Here is an 18,231-nt window from a genome sequence, read left to right as displayed (position 1 = left end):
TGTGATGTTAAAAAGAAATTACTGAAACTCACCTGTAGCACGTTCTTTGGCCCAGTCACGCAAGATGAATTTTTGCAGTTTGCCGGTAGATGTCTTTGGAATCTCGGTAATCACCACATCTTTCGGTACTTTAAAGCGTGCTAAGTGTTGTTTGCAGAACTCAATCAGTTCTTCAGCTGTTGCCGTTTTGCCTTGTTTGAGCTCCACAAAGGCACATGGAACTTCCTGCCAGCGCGGATCCGGTTTCGCTACGACTGCTGCCGTCAGGACCGCAGGGTGCTGGTACAGTACTTCCTCCACTTCGAGAGAGGAAATATTTTCACCACCGGAAATAATCACATCTTTAGAGCGGTCGGTAATCTTGGCATAGCCATCCGGCTGGCAAACCGCCAAGTCGCCAGTGTGGAACCAGCCACCAGCGAAGGCCTCGGCCGTTGCTTCCGGATTCTTTAAATAGCCTTTCATGACGATATTACCGCGGAACATAATTTCGCCCATGGTTTTACCATCATGCGGAACTTCCTGCATGGTGTCCGGATCAAGCACTTTCATACCGTCTTGTAATGGGTATGGAACGCCCTGACGGGAGTGCAGTTGTGCCTGTTCCTGAATCGACAGTTCGCTCCAGCCCGCTTGTGAGGCACAGAGTGCAGAAGGGCCGTAAGTTTCAGTTAAACCATAGACGTGAGTGACATTAATGCCAATATTACGCATGCCTTCAATAATCGCAGCCGGCGGCGCAGCACCGGCAACCATTACTTCGACACGGTGATTAATCTGGGTCTTTTTCTCTTCCGGGGTGTTGATCAGCATTGACAAAACAATCGGTGCGCCACAGAAATAATCGACTTTATGTTCGGCAATCAGTTTAAAAATCAGTTCAGCATCGACTTTGCGCAGGCAGACGTTGGTACCGCCATTGGCCGCCATGGTCCAGGCAAAGCACCAGCCATTACAGTGGAACAATGGCAACGTCCATAAATAGGTCGCGCGAGGCATCATGCCGCAGGCAATGATATTACTGGCGGCATTAATGTAAGCACCACGGTGATGGTACACCACGCCTTTCGGGTTGCCCGTGGTGCCCGAGGTGTAGCTTAAGCTGATGGCATCCCATTCATCCGCTGGCAAATGCCATTCAAAATTGGCATCGCCTTGCGCAATCCAGTCTTCATATTCGATCTGGCCAATACGGGTATCTTCACCCTCATATTCTTCATCGGCTACATCAATAACATAAATTTCTTGCGGGATCAGCGCCAAGGCTTCTGTGGCAAGCTTGCTGAATTCAGGGTCAACCAGCAGCACCTTGCTTTCGGCGTGTTCCAGCATGAAGGCAACTGTTTTGGCATCCAGACGGGTATTTAAGGTATTCAGTACGGCACCGGCCATCGGCACGGCAAAATGTGCTTCAACCATTGCAGGGACATTGGGCAGCAGTACCGAAACGGTATCATTTTTACCGATCCCGAGTTTTTGGAGTTGGTGCGCAAACTGACGGCAACGATTATATTTTTCACGCCAGGTAATACGGCGCTTACCGTGAATAATCGCATTTTGGTTCGGGTAAATATAAGCAGCCCGATCCAGATAGCGTAAAGGGGACAACGCTACAAAATTTGCGGGGGTACGCGGTAATTCATCGTATGCGCTAACCATGTTAAAACTCCGTTATATATATTTATTTTGATATCCTTTTGAAAAAGATATGCACTTCTTGGAAATCTTGCATTTATGCTTTAGTCGAGTGCTATTTGATAATTTTTAACATATTGAAAATTAAAATATTATTTTATAGCATGGATTTTTTTTGAACGCATGGGTTCCCATATTTGCTTTTTTAGGTATTTTACTCTAAACGGGCAATTAAAATAACATCAGCCAGGGAATAATAATGAAAATACAACAGGCGGATAACCGATGGCAGAACTGGTCTGGAAGCCAACAGGCACATCCAGAAATTTTGCAACCTCGGCATGTGAATGAATTACGAAAAATAGTGAAGTCCTATGCCCATATTCGTGTTGTGGGGGCAGGACATTCGTTTAGTGCTTTGGTCAAGACGGATAAAATTCTGCTTAATCTCGATCAGCTAAAGGGTGTGGTAGCCTTTGATGAAGATAAGAGCCAATGCACCGTTCAAGCGGGTACACGCCTGGAGGATTTAGGCGAATATCTTGCTCCTATCAATCAGGCACTGATGAATCAGGGGGATATTGACCAGCAAAGTCTGGCCGGTGCGATTTCTACCGGCACGCATGGCACCGGCATAAATTTGCCCTGTCTATCTGCCTTTGTGAAAGGCTTTGAATTGTTGACTGCAGAGGGCGAGTTGCTGCAATGTGATGATCAGCAAAATACCGCCATCTTTCAAGCCGGACGTGTCGCCCTGGGCAGCCTGGGAGTGCTGACCAAAATTACCCTGCAAAATCGGCCCCGTTATAAATTAAAAGAGCAGATTCGCTTATGTCCAATTCAGGACGTATTTACCCATATCGATCAATGGAAAAATCAGCACCGGCATATTGAATTTTGGGCCTTCATTCATTCGGATCAGGTGATGCTCAAAACCCTGGATGAGACGGATGAAGCCATTCAACCCCGACAGGATTCATGGCCTTCGGAAGATGCCTTATTAACGCTGTGTTCTGAATTGACCCGGGTGATTCCGGCATCTAATCCCTATCTGCAAAAACTGCTGAGGGTCTTTGTCAAACCGACTCGTCATGTGGATTGGTCCAGCCAGATTTTTCCCACACCGCGCCATACCAGATTCAATGAAATGGAATATCAGGTTCCTGTCGAACTCGGTTTGCAATGTCTGGAGGAAGTTTTAGCGACTTTAAGGAAGCATCAGGTCGCGATGTTTTTTCCCATCGAGTTCCGTTATGTCAAAGGTGATAATATCTGGTTAAGTCCTTTTTATCAGCGCGATTCGGTTTCCATTTCCATCCACCAGTTTTACAAGCAGGATTATCACGCGATATTTGATTTGGTCGAGCCTATTTTGCAGAAATACCAGGGCCGGCCGCATTGGGGGAAATTGCACTCCATGACCGCAGCCTCGCTGCGCGATCTTTACCCGAAATGGGATGATTTTATGGCATTGCGCCAGCAATTGGACCCTCAGCAAAAATGGCTGAATCCCTATTTAAAGCAATTATTTCTGCTCTGAAAACGAGGAGAGGGTGATGCAATTCGACTACTTTCAGCAACTGACGCAGGATTTACAACAGCAGGGCACAGGTACGCCACAACTGATTCTGGATCTGGCGGCGTATCAGCATAATCTGGATATTGTGCAGCCACACTTGTCTGCACAATTAAAACCGCGTTTAGTGGTGAAATCCCTAGCCAGCCTGTCACTGCTTAAACTGGCCAGTGAAAAACTGAACACCCGGCGCTTTATGCTGTTTCATCTTCCACACATTTTCAGTATTCATGCACCATTCCCCCAGGCTGATATTCTGCTGGGCAAACCGATGCCGATACACGCTGTAGAGCAGTTTTATCAGGCGGCAGGTGATCGGCAGCCAGATATTCAGTGGCTGATTGATGATCTGGGGCGCTTGCAGCAATATTTGCAGCTGGCACAATGGTTTAACATCTGCCTGAATGTGAATATTGAGATTGATGTGGGACTGCATCGGGGTGGGGTACAAAACCCGCAGCAATTTCGGGCCTTGCTCAAGCTGATCCAGCAACATTCGGCCCATCTTAAATTCACCGGTTTAATGGGTTATGACGCGCATGTCGCCAAATTGCCCAGATTTTTAAAGTCTGCGGAAAAGAGTTATCAACAATCGCAGCAAAGTTATCAACAGTACATCGACATTATTCGGCAGCAATTCCCCAATTTATGGCATGAAGATTTATGTTTTAACGGTGGCGGCAGTCCCACGTTTATGCAGCATTGTCAGCAGAGTGTCTGTAATGATCTGGCTTTTGGCTCGCTGCTGCTCAAGCCTGGCGATTTCGAGCTGGCCAGTCTGGCTGAACTGCAATGCGCATTATGGATAGCCACACCCGTGTTAAAAGTTTTGCGCTATAGCCAATTGCCGGGTCTGGAAGTCCTGAACCATTTTCCGCATAAATATAAGGCTCTGTTTGTGTATGGCGGTTACTGGCAGGCCGATTATCTTTATCCTGAAAAAAGCAAGCTGCATGGTTTATATGGACGCAGTAGCAATCAGGAAATGCTGCTGGTGCCGAAATCCTGTGAGATCGATCGGGATGATTATGTGTTTTTAAGACCCACCCAGAGCGAAGCGGTAATTCCGCAATTTGCCCAGCTATATGCCTATGCACAGGGCAAGTTCGAAGCATGGGATAGCTTTAGAGAATAAAAAAAGAAGTGGAAATTGCTGCATTGAGCGAGAGCTAAGGCATTGGCAAATAAATTCAAAATGTGCCAAATTGCGAATTTTATAGGTGAAAAGGTTTAATCCTGTGGATAAGACGTGTAAAATTCTAGGCGATTTTTATTTATCCACCGTTTTTATCTTTTGAGGTTCTCCCTCGATCATAATCTCGCGGTGACATGCCCTATGGTACGGGGCATCACTCCTTAAGGATTTTTTATGCCAATTATCACTTTGCCAAATGGCGATCAAAAACAGTTTGATCAAGCCGTATCTGTGATGGACGTTGCACTGAGCATTGGTCCGGGTCTTGCAAAAAATACAGTTGCTGGTCGTGTAAACGATCGCTTGGTTGATGCGTCTGATCTCATCACCGAAGATGCAACCTTACAAATTATCACGCCTAAAGATGAAGATGGTGTACACATCATTCGTCACTCTTGTGCACACCTGGTTGGCCATGCGGTTAAGCAATTGTTCCCAGAAGCAAAAATGGTGATTGGTCCGGTCATTGAAGAGGGTTTCTACTATGACATCTGGATGCCGCGTCCATTTACTCTAGACGACTTGGCGGCAATCGAAGAGCGCATGAAAAAGCTCATCGACCAAGACTATGATGTCATCAAAAAAATGACACCGCGTGATGAAGTCATCAAAGAATTCACTGCACGTGGCGAAGAATACAAACTCCGCTTGATTGAAGACATGCCTGAAGAAACACAAATGGGCTTGTACTACCATCAGGACTATCTGGATATGTGCCGTGGTCCGCACGTACCGAATACCAAATTCTTAAAATCGTTCAAACTCACTAAAATCTCGGGTGCTTACTGGCGTGGTGATGCGAAGAACGAACAGCTACAACGGATCTATGGTACAGCCTGGGCGGACAAGAAACAGCTTGCAGCTTACATCAAGCGTATTGAAGAAGCTGAAAAGCGCGATCACCGTAAAATCGGTAAAGCCCTGGACTTGTTCCATATGCAGGAAGAAGCACCGGGTATGGTGTTCTGGCATCCAAACGGCTGGACCATTTATCAGGTACTTGAGCAGTACATGCGTAAAGTTCAGCAAGAGAATGGTTATCTTGAAATCCGTACCCCACAAGTGGTCGATTTCACGCTTTGGGAAAAATCAGGACATGCTGCAAACTATGCAGACAACATGTTCACCACGCATTCAGAGAACCGTAATTATGCGGTAAAACCAATGAACTGCCCATGTCACGTACAGGTGTTCAACCAGGGGCTGAAATCTTACCGTGACCTGCCAATCCGTCTGGCTGAGTTTGGTTCATGTCACCGTAACGAGCCATCAGGTTCATTACACGGTATTATGCGTGTGCGTGGCTTTACCCAGGATGATGCGCACATTTTCTGTACCAAAGAACAGATTGGAACTGAAGTTGCAGACTTTATTAAACTGACTTTAGACGTTTATAAAGACTTCGGTTTTGAAGATGTTCAAATGAAACTCTCTACACGTCCGGAAAAACGTGTCGGTGATGATGCACTTTGGGACATGGCGGAAAAATCTCTGGCAGATGCTTTGAATGCTGCTGGTCTTGAATGGGAACTGCAACCGGGTGAGGGCGCATTCTACGGTCCGAAGATTGAATTCTCATTGAAAGACTGTCTGGGCCGTGTATGGCAGTGCGGTACCATTCAGTGTGACTTCAACTTGCCGGAGCGTCTGGAAGCATCTTACGTAACAGAAGATAACGACCGTGATCAGCCTGTTATGTTACATCGTGCAATTCTTGGCAGTTTCGAACGTTTTATTGGTATACTGATTGAACACTATGCAGGCTTTATGCCACCTTGGTTGGCGCCTACACAAGCATGTGTAATGAACATTACCGATTCTCAAGCGGAAGCATGTGAGTCAGTCGTCGCTAAACTTAAAGAAAACGGAATTCGTGCCATTTCCGACTTGAGAAATGAGAAAATCGGCTTTAAGATTCGTGAACGTACTTTAGAGCGTATTCCTTACTTGCTGGTACTTGGGGACCGTGAAGTAGAGGAAGGTACAGTAAATGTGCGTACCCGCTCAGGAAAAAATTTGGGTACTATGTCAATCGATGCCTTCGTTGACCTAGTGAAAGCAGCCGTTGCCGAACGCGGCCGGTACATTGTGGAGTAAAAGCGATTAAACAGCCTGACCGTAATCAACAGGGCGGTAACAAATCAAACCGTCCTGCTTTGAATGATGAAATTCGTGCGAAAGAAGTCCGTCTTGTAGACGAAAATGGCGAGCAAAAAGGCATCGTAAGCTTAAATGATGCTTTACGTGCAGCTGAAGCTGCCGATCTTGACCTGGTTGAGATTGTTGCAAATGCTGAGCCACCTGTGTGCAAAATCATGGACTTCAACAAGCATTTGTTTGATCTGAAGCAAAAGCAGAAAGAAGCGAAGAAAAAACAGCATCAAGTACAGGTGAAAGAAATCAAGCTCCGCCCTGCGACTGATGTTGGTGATTACAACGTAAAATTACGTGCCATTATCAAGTTCCTTGAAGAAGGCAACAAGGTAAAAATCACTTTACGTTTCCGTGGTCGTGAAATGGCTCACCAGCAGCTTGGTCTGGCTCAATTGCAAAAAGTTGAAGCAGATGTGGCTGAAGTCGGTGTAGTTGAACAAGCGCCAAAAATGGAAGGTCGTCAAATGGGTATGCTGCTTGGTCCTAAAAAGAAAAAGTAAGCCTCTCTTGACGAAGAAAGCCCTGCAAAAGCAGGGCTTTTTTATGGCTATGACTTTTGAATTGGCTTTTTAACAGTATTCAAAAGAGCCGTCATTGACCTGTTTCTTGAGGACTTGTTTCGCCGTTTTCCTGTTGAGGTGAAGCGAGCTGCTGCGTGGTTTTGCTGCCGATTGGAATCTGGCGCGGCATGGCTTCTTCGGGAACACTGCGTTGCAAATCGATTTTCAGTAAACCATTTTCATAATCGGCTTGTTGGACCTCTATATGTTCATCCAGGCGTAGCGACAGTTTAAATGAACGGCTGGAAATCCCTTTATGCAGAAACTCGACCGTGCTGTCTGAAGACTCGTCCACGGCTTTGCCGGTAATGGTCAATAACTGGTTTTCCAGATTAATCTCGAGCTGGTCCTGATTAAATCCGGCAGTGGCAACAACAATACGGTAATTATTATCGCCTGTTTTTTCAATATTATAGTGTGGATAATTTGGAGTATCGCTTTGCATTGCATAATCGAACAGGTCATTGAAGCGATCAAAGCCAATACTTCGGCGGAATAGCGGACTAAGGCTGAAACTGCTCATTGATAGAACCTCCTGAGGATCACGAAGTTTTTACAAACAGGAAAAAATCCTGTTTGCTATTGCATTCACAGTATTTCAAGCAATCTCTGAAAAGATCATTGCCTTATTTTTATATAAGACTGTTTGGCATATTTTCAATCACTGAAATTCATTTTTTAAAGGATGCAGAAATCTGGTCAGGCTAAATCAGAATAAGTGTTGAGATTGGTAATTTTACTTCTAAGCGTTGCTAAGGATTTAAGATTTTTCCATAAAAAACATGCTATAACTAAGTACGCAGTTCAATAACGTCATGTAAAACGAAAAAGGCAAAAGGTAGCAAACATGATTGATCTCTATTATTGGGGAACGCCCAATGGTCATAAAATTACAATAGCATTAGAAGAAATGGGTTTGGAATATCAAATTTTTCCAGTCAATATTTTAGAAAATGATCAGTTTCAACCTGACTTTTTGCGTATTTCTCCCAACAATAAAATTCCCGCGATTGTGGATCAGGATGGACCGCGTGGTGAAGCCATTTCAGTATTTGAGTCCGGAGCAATTTTGCAGTATTTGGGCCGTAAAACCGGGTTGTATTATCCTGTCGATGAGCAACAGCGCGTTGAAGTTGAACAATGGTTGATGTGGCAAATGGGTGGTTTGGGACCGATGCTGGGACAGAACCATCATTTTGGCCGTTTTGCGCCGGAAAAAATTCCTTATGCCATAGACCGTTATGTAGCCGAGACCAAGCGTCTGTACGGGGTACTGAACAAGCAGCTGATCGGGCAGAAGTATGTGGCGGGCGAGTATTCGATTGCCGATATGGCGATTTTACCGTGGATATTACGCCATGAATGGCAGCAAATTCAGCTTGAAGATTATCCTTATGTAAAAGAATATGTAGATCGACTGACTGCACGTCCAGCCATTCAGAAAGCATTGTCGATTCAAATTACATGAAAATTGATATAAATGATCTTTTTGAAATTGAAAAGAAATTAATCAAACAGAAAGTAGCTTTCCATAATAGAGCGGATAGATTTGCAACAGTAATCTATCCGAAATTATATAAGCGGAAATGTGATGATTCATTAGGTGATCCGCATCACTTAGCTTTGCAAGCATACTATAGAGAAAAATTTCCGCAGGGCATTTTAGGATGGAAACCTCAAATTACTGGTTTTATTACTAGTTTAGATCGAGTTAAAAAATTTGAATTATATGCATTTGATGGATTTCCTGTGATAGATCCTGAAAAATTATTGAATTTTAAAGATATCTCTGAATTTGAGACTTTTTATTTTCGAGATCATGAAATTTATAAAGAAATAATTTTAAGTATTGATCACTTTGTTCGATTCGGATTGATTTCATTGCAGGGGAAAAAAGCAAGTAAATTAGAAGGTGTATTATGGAATGAGGCAAGAAATCATCTTGAGCTTGTGACATATGGTCTTATAAATAATTTTGAAAATAATACGATATTTCAAAATATACATTTGTTGGCTGAATTAACAATTAAGGCAGTTTTGCTACACAATGGTATAGAGGAAAAAATACTCAGTAATAAAGATATAGCGGGTCATGATCTAAAAAAGCTCATCCAACTTTTACCTTGTGCTGATGAAAAACAAAAAGATTCTTTAACAAAATATATTATTGGTTTTCCTGATTTTGCTAAATCTAGATATTCCGCAATAGATAAAGAGTTTTTAGATATAGTTGATTTTGCTTTAAGAGCAAGAAGTTTTATCGGGGAAGTAATTAAATTTACTCGTTATTACCAACAAAATCCTCCTCGTTTCATAATTGCGCAGAAGTAAGTTATAGTAGTCTCAACTGTTAAATAAACCACCCATGCGGTGGTTTTTTATTGGATCAGCACCTTATGAAAGCATTCTTTTTAAATTCAACGCGTATTCTGGAACACAATACCAAAATCTATTGGAGCATTATTTTTGGTATAGCGGCCTGTCTAATCCTTTTTATTGCCGAAGCCGTGCACATCCAGAATTTTATGGCGACTTTAAATACCCAGGACCAGAATGCTTTATACGCAGCCATCCAGCCTTTGACACAGCGCTATAGCTATAGCCGTTATCTGGTTCTGATTCTGGCTTTGCTTTGGACAGTTTATGAATATACCTCAACCAAGAAGAAACTCGGGCTTTAAACCGGTCGCAGCCTGATGCCGGCTTACCTGTTGCTGTTTATTTCGGCCTTTGGTGCGGCAACCTTATTGCCCCTACAGTCCGAAGCGGTTTTATTGGCTTTTTTGGCGGAGGGTAGCCATTCAGTTCCGTGGCTACTGTTTGTTGCAAGTTTGGGAAATATTTTGGGATCCTGCGTGAACTGGTGGCTCGGTTTTAAGATTGAACACTACAAAGACAAAAAATGGTTTCCTGTTTCACAGCAGCAAATGATGAAAGCACAGGCGAAATATCACAAATATGGTTATTGGTCATTATTGCTGAGTTGGGTGCCCATAATTGGCGATCCGATTACCCTGATTGCCGGTCTGCTAAAAGAAAATTTTGCCCGATTCCTGTTGATGGTTTCGATAGCTAAAATAGGGCGTTACTTGTTTATCTATTTGGTTTTTAGGCTGTTTTAAAAAAACGGGATGCTTGCGCATCCCGTTTTTATTTTGCTTATTCACAGTGATTTAAGTCGAACTTAATTTCATCTTTAAAACTGGATTTTTTATACATCCATAACGTGCTGGCCGTGCGTTTTACATTAACTTGGCTATTGGATACGGCTTGAACAACTTTTTGATCTAAAGCATAAATCCCCGAACCCTGAGTAACTTTGACTTTTTTCACATCACCGTGTTTATTCACCTTAAAATTGAATTTAACGCTACGATTGTGACCATTGAGTAATTCCGAATCGAGGTCTAGCTGAGGCTGGGCGCGGTATGAAAAAGCTGTTTTTCTGTTCTGCTGTTGAGCCTGCCAATTTTTCGATTCAAACTGATAGGGACAGGTTTCAACATCCTCCTGGTCTAACTTTAAGCTAAAGGTTTGATAGCCAATAAGCGGTGTCGCCGTATCGTTTTCCATATGGGGTTTGACACGTGCTTCACGCACGGCTTGAACCAACAGGTTATCCAGATGGGCTAAGCCGGTACTTTCCTGTACGCTGGCATTGCTGATATTGCCAGTTTCATCGGCATAAATACGGATAATGGCGCTACGGTTCTGGTCTTTTAAATCTTCATTTTTATAGTTTGGACGCGGAAATTTGGTCCACTGAATGCGTGTGGTCAAATGTGCGGGAAGGGCTGCACTTTTCTGAACGGCAAGCTGTTTGGTTGCTTTGGATTCAGCACTGTAAACAGTACTGAAGGGTAAGCACATGAGTAGAGAAAAACACAGTATTTGTTTCATAAATATTTATTTCTTAGTCAAACCAGATATTGCAGCGGTAGCCGGGTATTTTGAGTACGCAGTATTTCCTGAATTGGAAATACTGGCAAGTCTAAAAATTCAATTAATGTTCATGATCATGCACTTTGGTAATGTCGACGCCAAATAAATCGCGGGTTTTTGCCCAGCTCAGCGCCACTACAACCATGGTCATACAGCCCCCAAAGACGGTTGCCATAATGGTGCCCATATATTTCGCGGCTAAACCAGATTCAAAAGCGCCCAGTTCATTGCTAGATGAAACAAACATGCCATTCACCGCAGCGACACGGCCACGCATATTTTCTGGCGGATAAATTTGCAGAATGGTCTGGCGGATGACCACTGAAATACTGTCACAGGCACCGGTCATGGCTAAAGCAAATAAAGACAGCCACAGGTTATTCGAGAAGGCGAACAGCAGGGTAAACATGCCAAACCCGGCAACCGCGAGTAACATATTCCGCCATGCATTTTGGGTCGGTGGAAATCTGGTTAAGGCAATCATGGTGATGAGTGCACCAATCGAAGGTGCTGCACGCAAGTAACCCAAACCTTCAGGCCCGACTTTTAAAATATCTTCGGCAAAGATCGGCAGTAAGGCAATGACCCCGCCAAACAGCACCGAAACCAGATCCAGCGAAATGGCCCAAAGCACGATTTTGGTTTTCCAGATAAAGCGGAAACCATCTCCCAAACTTTCGATTAAATTATCCGTTTCAATTTTGGGAAAACTGCGTTTTTGTAGTAGGTTAATCAGGATAAAACAGATGGCCAATAACCCGGCTACGGTCCATAAACTGTTTTCACGGCCTAAAAAAGCCAGCATAAAACCACCAAGCATGGGACCAATAATCACGCCGCTTTGCCAGCCAATGGTGGTCCAGGTCGCGCCATTCGCATAAAGCTCACGCGGGATTAGAAAAGGCTTGAGTGAAGTGGCAGAAGGATTATAGAAGCCACGGATGGTTCCCAACGCAAAGATCACCGCATAAATTCCCCAAGACAGGGCATTTACGCTAATTTGAGCCAAGCCATAAGCATGAAATAGCCACCATAAAACCACAGGCAAGGGCACGGCAAAGAACAGACAGATTTTCATGATGGTCTGTTTGTTAAAGCGGTCGGCGAAATAGCCACCCCACAAGGACAAGGCAATAAAGGGAATGGCTTCGGCCAGGCCAATCAAACCCAGCGTCAAAGGGTCTTTGGTAATCTGATACAGCGAATACGCGACAATAATTTCTTGAATTAAAATGGCGAGCGTCAGGCAGAACTGGTTAATCGTGACAATGGAAAAGTCACGATAACGCAGGGCGGCAAAAGCATCCTGTGCAGGGTTCATAGCAGTCCAGTATTCTTATGGTGTGATAATTATAATGCCGAATAGTGGATTTATTAATAAAAACATCCCGCTTTTGATAGTGAAAATAAGACTAAGTGAAACAGATGATTGGCATACTATTTTCGGTATATCTGCTTTTGTTTTGAACAAAGATGCTTTAGAATGTTCGCTCCCTTACCTGCAGGTCGTTTTTGCAATGGTGCAGACGTGCCGAACAGGTGTTTAAAGAGGTTGTTATGGCTAAGTTAAAAACTCGCCGTGGTGCAGCTAAACGTTTCAAAGCGACTGCTAACGGTTTCAAGCGTAAACAAGCGTTCAAACGCCACATTTTGACCAAAAAGTCTTCTAAACGTATCCGTCAGTTGCGCGGCTGTGTAATGGTTCACGTGAGTGACGTTGCTTCAGTTCGTGCTATGTGCCCATACATCTAAGGAGATTATAAATGGCTCGTGTAAAACGTGGTGTACAGGCTCATCGCCGTCACAAAAAAATTCTTGCTCGTGCTAAAGGTTACTATGGCGCGCGTTCACGTGTTTATCGCGTAGCGTTCCAGGCAGTAATCAAAGCTGGTCAATACGCTTACCGTGACCGTCGTCAAAAGAAACGTCAATTCCGCGCTTTGTGGATTGCACGTATCAATGCCGGTGCTCGTCAAAATGGTTTGTCGTACAGCCGTATGATCGCTGGCTTGAAAAAAGCTCAAGTGATTATCGACCGTCGCGTACTTGCTGACATCGCTATGCATGACGCAGTTGCATTTGCTGCTTTGGCTTCTAAAGCTAAAGATGCATTAGCTGCTTAATCATCGCTTGATGATTGAAAAAGACCGCTTTTTAGCGGTCTTTTTTATTTTCGGCTTTAAAATACATGCGATATGGATTTCGGGTGATTTAACTGTCTGCAATACATTCGAAACAAATTTATTTCAATTTAATCAAACCTGCGCTTAGGAAAGGTCGATAATATAAAGAGGCCAATGGCAGCAAAGCCAATCGCCTGAATGGCGAGCATCAGTTTATGTTGTGTGGGCAACACAGAAAGCAAGGTAATTATGGCCATCAGTGGCATGATGAATACAAGAATTGCAAAACCTTTCTTATAAGGATTATCTGCGGCAATTTTTAAACTTAATGCTCTTAAAACATGAATTCCCATACCAATGCCCACGCTTATTCCTGTCAACATCGGCGAAAGCTGCTGTACGGTGGAACAGAGATAAACGATTACACAGGTCGCAATACAGACCATCAGTTTCAGCTGGCGGCTACATTGGTCTGAATACCAGAATTCCAGCATTATTTTTGCTCATCCAAAGAATCATTTTTATTCAGTAAAGACAAGGGTGAAAACAGGCAGATGGCCAAAGCCATAAAACCAGTGCCTTGGGCACCTGGAATGAGAATTTCACCATTTTGCATATGCATGAAAATCAGGGCCAGCAGCAGGGCAATTGGAATCCAGACCAAGAGTCGATAGAACAGGCCGGTCGGGTTTTTGGCAGCAAAATGAATTTTGCAGTAACGGCAAATCAGGAAAATAATCCCTGTACCCATGAACATCAGGATGGCATCCGGTTTGAGAGGTTCCATCCAGTACAGCACGCCTGTGGCGATGGCAATCCCCACAAAGATCAGCAGTTTATGAAGGATGGAAACTTTAGGATTAAACCAGAATTCGAGCATATTTTTCTGATAGATAAGTAAGAGCTAATGGCACTTTAGCAAAAACAGCCATAAAAAAGCGAGGCTTTTGCCTCGCTAGAAATTAACTATTTTTATTTGGACCCCAGTCATAGATTTTCTTTTGATAGGCATACCACATCATCCACAGGCCAATCAAAATCATCGGGACAGTCAGGAACTGGCCTTTACTCATCCAGCCAATAAACAGCTGGCCATTGTCGGGTTCGCGGAAGAATTCCACCACAAAACGTGCAATACCATAACCGATCAGGAACAGGGCAGAAACCGCCATACGTGGACGCGGCTTGGAGCTGAACCACCACAATACAATAAACAGGATTAAACCTTCGCCCAACGCCTGATAAAGCTGTGAGGGATGGCGGACCAACTGCAATGGATCGGTAGGGAAGATCATCCCCAGTGCAAAGTTTGGATCAGAGACCGGACGGCCATAAAGCTCACCGCCGATAAAGTTGCCAATACGACCGAACATCAGGCCAGTCGGGACACAAGGGGCAATAAAGTCCAGCGTCTGAAACCAGGTTTTCTGGTATTTCTTGCACCAGAACAGCATGGCAAGCATGACACCCAGGAATCCGCCATGGAAGCTCATGCCGCCAGTCCAGACCTGAAACAGCCACAGCGGATTGGCCAGGAACTGTTCAAAGCCATAAAAGAACACATAGCCTACACGGCCACCCACCACGACCCCTAAGGCACCATAGAAAATCAGGTCAGAGACCATGTCTGGCGTCCAGCCATCACGCTGTTTGGTCCGATAGGTTGCCAGTCCCCAGGCAAATAAAAATGCCAGTAAATACATCAGTCCATACCAGTGGACTTGTAATGGTCCCAGCGATACCGCAACCGGGTCTATATTCGGGTAGGTCAGCATTCCTGTTCCTTGTGATTCTGTTTTGCACAGATTTTAGCTGAAACCTAGGAAAAATGTTGTACATTCAATGTGTAAAGATAAAGAGCATGAATTATGTGTATTATAGCTTTAGCTTGGCAAGTCCTGGATGATACACCGCTATGCCTGATTTCCAATCGGGATGAGTTTTATCAGCGGCCGAGTGCAGCATTGCATTGCTGGGAAAACAGTCCGATTATTGCCGGAAAAGACTTGCAGTCCGGCGGGACCTGGATGGGGATTACCGCCTCAGGTCGCTGGGCAGTGTTGACCAATTTCAGGGATGCCAGTGATAAAACACAGTATCCGACTTCACGCGGTCATCTGATACAGGCTTTTCTGGAATCCGATTTAACGCCGATCCGCTTTGCGCAAGCATTGGAAAAACGCCAGTGTGATTATGCCGGCTTTAACTTGTTTTTAGGGGATTCAAATCAGGCGGTTTATATGAGTAACCGTGGCGAAGCACCGCAGGTTTTAGCCCAAGGCGTGTATGTGGTGTCAAATGGTTTAATGACCGAACATTGGGAAAAGACCCGTCATCTGCGTAAACGCTTTACCCAGGAATTTTTACCGATGCTGCAGCATAAGGATACCCCTAAAACCGATCTGGAATTTGCGGTATGGGACATTCTGGAAGATGAACGGAAAATTATTCCTGAACTGCTGCCACAAACCGGCATCAGTCTGGAGATGGAAGAATTACTCTCTTCGACCTTTATTCAAAGCCCGGTGTATGGCACGCGTTGTTCCAATTTTTTAAGGCTGAAAAACGATGTCTGGCTGTGGCAGGAAAAATCCCAGCAAGGGGAAACCCAGGGCAATATTATCCAGATAGATTTACCTTTGAGTAAATAAAAAATGCCGACACGAGGTCGGCATTTTAAGAATGTTGGCAACTTATCCAGCAATCACTCCGCCATCTTTACGGGTAATCACGACCGTTGCTGAACGCGGACGTGCAGTGGTATTGCTTGGATCTGTTTGTGTCGCAGGCCAGTGGCTGGTTGCATTATTATAAGCAGTTGAATCTTCACCTGGATGCTGAACGTTAATGAAGATGGCTTTGTAATCCGGTGTCATGGTTACGCCAGTGATTTCACACTCTTTCGGACCAGTCAGGAAGCGACGTAAATTTTCATCGGTCACTTTGGCACCCATAAAGGTATCTTGCGTACCCGCACCTGAAAGTGCAGTTGCTTTGCCACCATCACCCATCGTACCCGGCAATGCAGCCAGCATCATGCAGTTCGTCACGTCAGTGTAGGCACCGTCGTCGGTTTGAATCCAGAGTACGCCGCGCGGGTCAAACCACATGCCATCCGGGCTAGAAAAGTCATTATTGTCAGTTAGGCCAGACAGGTTAACATTTTCAAGCATTTTTGCTTCAGCACCAAACAGGTAAATATCCCATTTGAATGTGGTGGCTGTTGTATTATCGGCATCTTCACGGAAACGGATAATGTGACCATTCACGTTACCTTTGCCGCCTTCAGGATCTGTATAGTTACGTGGGTTAGCGGCATCGGTTACATAGTTGGTACCGCGGTTACTGTTATTGGTGAGAGTGACATACACTTCACCATTGTTCGGATTGACCGCAACCCATTCAGGACGGTCCATTTTGGTTGCGCCAACAGCATCTGCAGCGATACGGGCATGTGTTACGACATCTGCCTGGTCTGCAAATTTATAAGTCGTGTAAGCAGAAATTGCCGGGTTGCTCATCGATAGCTCAATCCACTGACCTGTACCATCGCTATTGAATTTGGCAACATACAGTTTCCCGCTATTCATGTATTTATCGCCGGCTGCATAGCCACCGTTGACATCTTTTGCATCCCATTTCGCATCAGAAACGAATTTATAGATGTATTCACCACGTGAGTCATCACCCATATAAAATGCCAGGTTCTGACCTTCAATGGCGCGGCTGGTACGGCAGTCTTCGTGTGCAAAACGGCCCAGCGAGGTACGTTTTACAGGGTCCTGACGGCTATCGAATGGATCAATTTCTACAATCCAGCCAAAAGTATTCGGGATATTACGATAATCTTCACTCGCAGATTTACCAACAATTACTGATGCATTCCAGCGATCATACATGTCCTGCTGTTCCAGGCTGCCTGTTGCAGTTTCCCACTGATAACGCGATTTAGCACCTTGTTTTAAACCGTAACGGTTTAATGCCACAATTTCATTGGCGCTGCGCAACGTATCATCTGTTGCATTACGCACAAAATAACCGATGAAGTTTTCTTCAGCGGTCAGGTAGGTGCCCCAAGGTGTATAGCCATTACCGCAGTTATTTTGAGTACCACGGGTTTTTAAACCAGATGGAGAGAAGCGGGTTGAAAGTAAAGTTGAACCTGCAGCAACGCCGGTAAAAGTCATAGGGGTAGAAGCGGTGATGCGACGGTTGAAAATTGAATTTTTCAAAATTTCAACGGCTTGGGTTTTGCTGTCTTTTTTCAGATGAATAATCGATACGCCATGCGCATTGACTTCACGGATGACTTCATCTTCAGGACGAGGACCCGTTCCCTTATTGGTCGGACCTGTCGGGTGTAAGAAAGTCTGGTTAATGTACTCATGGTTTAAAACTAATAAGCCATGATCAGATTTAGTGTCATCATAACGGCCTGTTGTAGTATTTAGACCAAAATAGCTCATACCATCATGACAGTCACCAGAACGGAACTGGAAGCTTGGACCTGAAGGAACTTGGCTGTCATCCCATGCAGCATAGGATTGATTGATGGAATCACCCATTGCATACAGTACTTTCGCTTCATAACCTTCTGGTACCGTCACGATATCATTCAGGTTTTTCGCGACTGGAGTAAAGCTCAATTTCTGCGGTAATTTGGTTGGATCAACAGGAGGAGTTGTTGTGCCTGGGTTACTTACACTAACAGTATCATTATCATTATCGCTGCCACAAGCGGTCAAAGTTGAAGCCAAAGTCAAGGCAACTGCGCCGCTCGCAGTTTTGCTGATGAGGCTGCGGCGTGTAATCGCCTGCTCTAAAATGTCACGAAAATGGATATTTTCAGAAGTGTTATTGTCTAATTCTTGATCTTCATGATATGGCGTAAAGTCTGTCATGATAATTTTCCAAATGTATGGTTGTTGTAAAGTTGTTTTAAACTTAGGTGAAAAATATGACAGCGTCCTGACGTTTGAATGACAGTCTGGTGAAGAAAATAAGTCGTTTTTATGAAAAAAGCAGACCTCTGTCTGCTAACAACAT

Annotated in this window: 19 protein-coding genes; 11 read left to right on the top strand and 8 right to left on the bottom strand. The window is 44.3% G+C overall.

The genetic code is table 11. From position 1 onward, the window contains the following. Nucleotides 1–18: 18 nt before the first annotated feature. Nucleotides 19–1,659, bottom strand: coding sequence for an acyl-CoA synthetase (locus BLP85_RS04805; RefSeq protein ID WP_092819006.1), 1,641 nt, complete (start codon nucleotides 1,657–1,659; stop codon nucleotides 19–21). 235 nt (nucleotides 1,660–1,894) lie between these two features. On the opposite strand from BLP85_RS04805, the gene BLP85_RS04800 reads away from it, so the two are divergent. The 4 genes from BLP85_RS04800 to infC all read left to right on the top strand — a co-directional run bounded on the left by BLP85_RS04800 (nucleotide 1,895) and on the right by infC (nucleotide 7,060). Beyond that, complete coding sequence (locus tag BLP85_RS04800) at nucleotides 1,895–3,175, top strand: D-arabinono-1,4-lactone oxidase (protein ID WP_092819005.1); 1,281 nt, start codon at nucleotides 1,895–1,897, stop codon at nucleotides 3,173–3,175. A 16-nt stretch (nucleotides 3,176–3,191) separates the two neighbouring features. Beyond that, entirely contained in the window at nucleotides 3,192–4,346 is a 1,155-nt protein-coding gene (locus tag BLP85_RS04795) for an alanine racemase (RefSeq protein ID WP_092819004.1), read from the top strand. A 234-nt stretch (nucleotides 4,347–4,580) separates the two neighbouring features. Then, nucleotides 4,581–6,503 carry a threonine--tRNA ligase gene (thrS, locus tag BLP85_RS04790; RefSeq protein WP_092819003.1) on the top strand — a complete coding sequence of 641 codons (1,923 nt, stop codon included), beginning with the start codon at nucleotides 4,581–4,583 and terminating at the stop codon, nucleotides 6,501–6,503. A gap of 5 nt (nucleotides 6,504–6,508) precedes the next feature. Next, nucleotides 6,509–7,060, top strand: a complete 552-nt coding sequence (gene infC, locus BLP85_RS04785; RefSeq protein ID WP_092819002.1) for a translation initiation factor IF-3 — start codon at nucleotides 6,509–6,511, stop codon at nucleotides 7,058–7,060. A 91-nt stretch (nucleotides 7,061–7,151) separates the two neighbouring features. Here the strand turns inward: infC and BLP85_RS04780 are convergent, their stop codons facing one another. Beyond that, nucleotides 7,152–7,643 carry an Hsp20 family protein gene (locus tag BLP85_RS04780; RefSeq protein WP_092819001.1) on the bottom strand — a complete coding sequence of 164 codons (492 nt, stop codon included), beginning with the start codon at nucleotides 7,641–7,643 and terminating at the stop codon, nucleotides 7,152–7,154. A gap of 324 nt (nucleotides 7,644–7,967) precedes the next feature. Between BLP85_RS04780 and BLP85_RS04775 the strand changes: the two genes are divergently transcribed. From BLP85_RS04775 to BLP85_RS04760, 4 genes are all read left to right on the top strand, one after another. Then, nucleotides 7,968–8,588, top strand: coding sequence for a glutathione S-transferase N-terminal domain-containing protein (locus BLP85_RS04775; RefSeq protein ID WP_092819000.1), 621 nt, complete (start codon nucleotides 7,968–7,970; stop codon nucleotides 8,586–8,588). After that, nucleotides 8,585–9,451 carry a HEPN domain-containing protein gene (locus tag BLP85_RS04770; protein ID WP_092818999.1) on the top strand — a complete coding sequence of 289 codons (867 nt, stop codon included), beginning with the start codon at nucleotides 8,585–8,587 and terminating at the stop codon, nucleotides 9,449–9,451. The genes BLP85_RS04775 and BLP85_RS04770 overlap by 4 nt, the downstream gene beginning before the upstream one ends. 65 nt (nucleotides 9,452–9,516) lie before the next feature. Next, a complete protein-coding gene (locus BLP85_RS04765; RefSeq protein WP_092818998.1) occupies nucleotides 9,517–9,801 on the top strand; it encodes a hypothetical protein in 285 nt (94 codons plus the stop codon). 15 nt (nucleotides 9,802–9,816) lie between these two features. Next, nucleotides 9,817–10,242: a YqaA family protein gene (locus BLP85_RS04760; protein WP_092818997.1), complete on the top strand. Its 426-nt coding sequence runs from the start codon at nucleotides 9,817–9,819 to the stop codon at nucleotides 10,240–10,242. Between the two features lie 37 nt (nucleotides 10,243–10,279). Here the strand turns inward: BLP85_RS04760 and BLP85_RS04755 are convergent, their stop codons facing one another. Together BLP85_RS04755 and BLP85_RS04750 are read right to left on the bottom strand one after the other, a co-directional pair. Next, the gene (locus BLP85_RS04755) at nucleotides 10,280–11,020 is read right to left on the bottom strand and encodes a TonB family protein (RefSeq protein ID WP_092818996.1); all 741 of its coding nucleotides are present in this window, start codon (nucleotides 11,018–11,020) and stop codon (nucleotides 10,280–10,282) included. 103 nt (nucleotides 11,021–11,123) lie between these two features. Then, nucleotides 11,124–12,383: an MFS transporter gene (locus BLP85_RS04750; RefSeq protein WP_092818995.1), complete on the bottom strand. Its 1,260-nt coding sequence runs from the start codon at nucleotides 12,381–12,383 to the stop codon at nucleotides 11,124–11,126. Nucleotides 12,384–12,619: 236 nt separating this feature from the next. On the opposite strand from BLP85_RS04750, the gene rpmI reads away from it, so the two are divergent. Together rpmI and rplT are read left to right on the top strand one after the other, a co-directional pair. Continuing rightward, nucleotides 12,620–12,814: a 50S ribosomal protein L35 gene (gene rpmI / locus BLP85_RS04745; RefSeq protein WP_092818994.1), complete on the top strand. Its 195-nt coding sequence runs from the start codon at nucleotides 12,620–12,622 to the stop codon at nucleotides 12,812–12,814. 11 nt (nucleotides 12,815–12,825) lie between these two features. After that, nucleotides 12,826–13,185 (top strand): 50S ribosomal protein L20, encoded by a 360-nt coding sequence (gene rplT / locus BLP85_RS04740; RefSeq protein WP_004647525.1) that lies wholly within the window; start codon nucleotides 12,826–12,828, stop codon nucleotides 13,183–13,185. Between the two features lie 128 nt (nucleotides 13,186–13,313). On the opposite strand, the gene BLP85_RS04735 is transcribed toward rplT, so the two are convergent. The 3 genes from BLP85_RS04735 to lgt all read right to left on the bottom strand — a co-directional run bounded on the left by BLP85_RS04735 (nucleotide 13,314) and on the right by lgt (nucleotide 14,960). Further along, nucleotides 13,314–13,679 (bottom strand): hypothetical protein, encoded by a 366-nt coding sequence (locus tag BLP85_RS04735; RefSeq protein WP_092818993.1) that lies wholly within the window; start codon nucleotides 13,677–13,679, stop codon nucleotides 13,314–13,316. After that, complete coding sequence (locus BLP85_RS04730; protein ID WP_092818992.1) at nucleotides 13,679–14,065, bottom strand: hypothetical protein; 387 nt, start codon at nucleotides 14,063–14,065, stop codon at nucleotides 13,679–13,681. Before BLP85_RS04730 ends, BLP85_RS04735 begins: the two co-directional genes overlap by 1 nt. A gap of 82 nt (nucleotides 14,066–14,147) precedes the next feature. Then, nucleotides 14,148–14,960, bottom strand: coding sequence for a prolipoprotein diacylglyceryl transferase (lgt, locus tag BLP85_RS04725; protein ID WP_092818991.1), 813 nt, complete (start codon nucleotides 14,958–14,960; stop codon nucleotides 14,148–14,150). Between the two features lie 93 nt (nucleotides 14,961–15,053). Here lgt and BLP85_RS04720 point away from each other — a divergent pair, with 93 nt between their 5' ends. Then, nucleotides 15,054–15,836, top strand: a complete 783-nt coding sequence (locus tag BLP85_RS04720) for an NRDE family protein (RefSeq protein ID WP_092818990.1) — start codon at nucleotides 15,054–15,056, stop codon at nucleotides 15,834–15,836. Nucleotides 15,837–15,878: 42 nt separating this feature from the next. Here BLP85_RS04720 and BLP85_RS04715 read toward each other — a convergent pair whose 3' ends face one another. Then, entirely contained in the window at nucleotides 15,879–18,086 is a 2,208-nt protein-coding gene (locus BLP85_RS04715; RefSeq protein WP_092818989.1) for a PhoX family protein, read from the bottom strand. Between the last annotated feature and the right edge of the window lie 145 nt (nucleotides 18,087–18,231).

This window comes from Acinetobacter kookii, from assembly GCF_900096895.1.
Lineage (GTDB): Bacteria > Pseudomonadota > Gammaproteobacteria > Pseudomonadales > Moraxellaceae > Acinetobacter > Acinetobacter kookii.
This window is presented reverse-complemented; position numbering and strand designations above follow the sequence as displayed.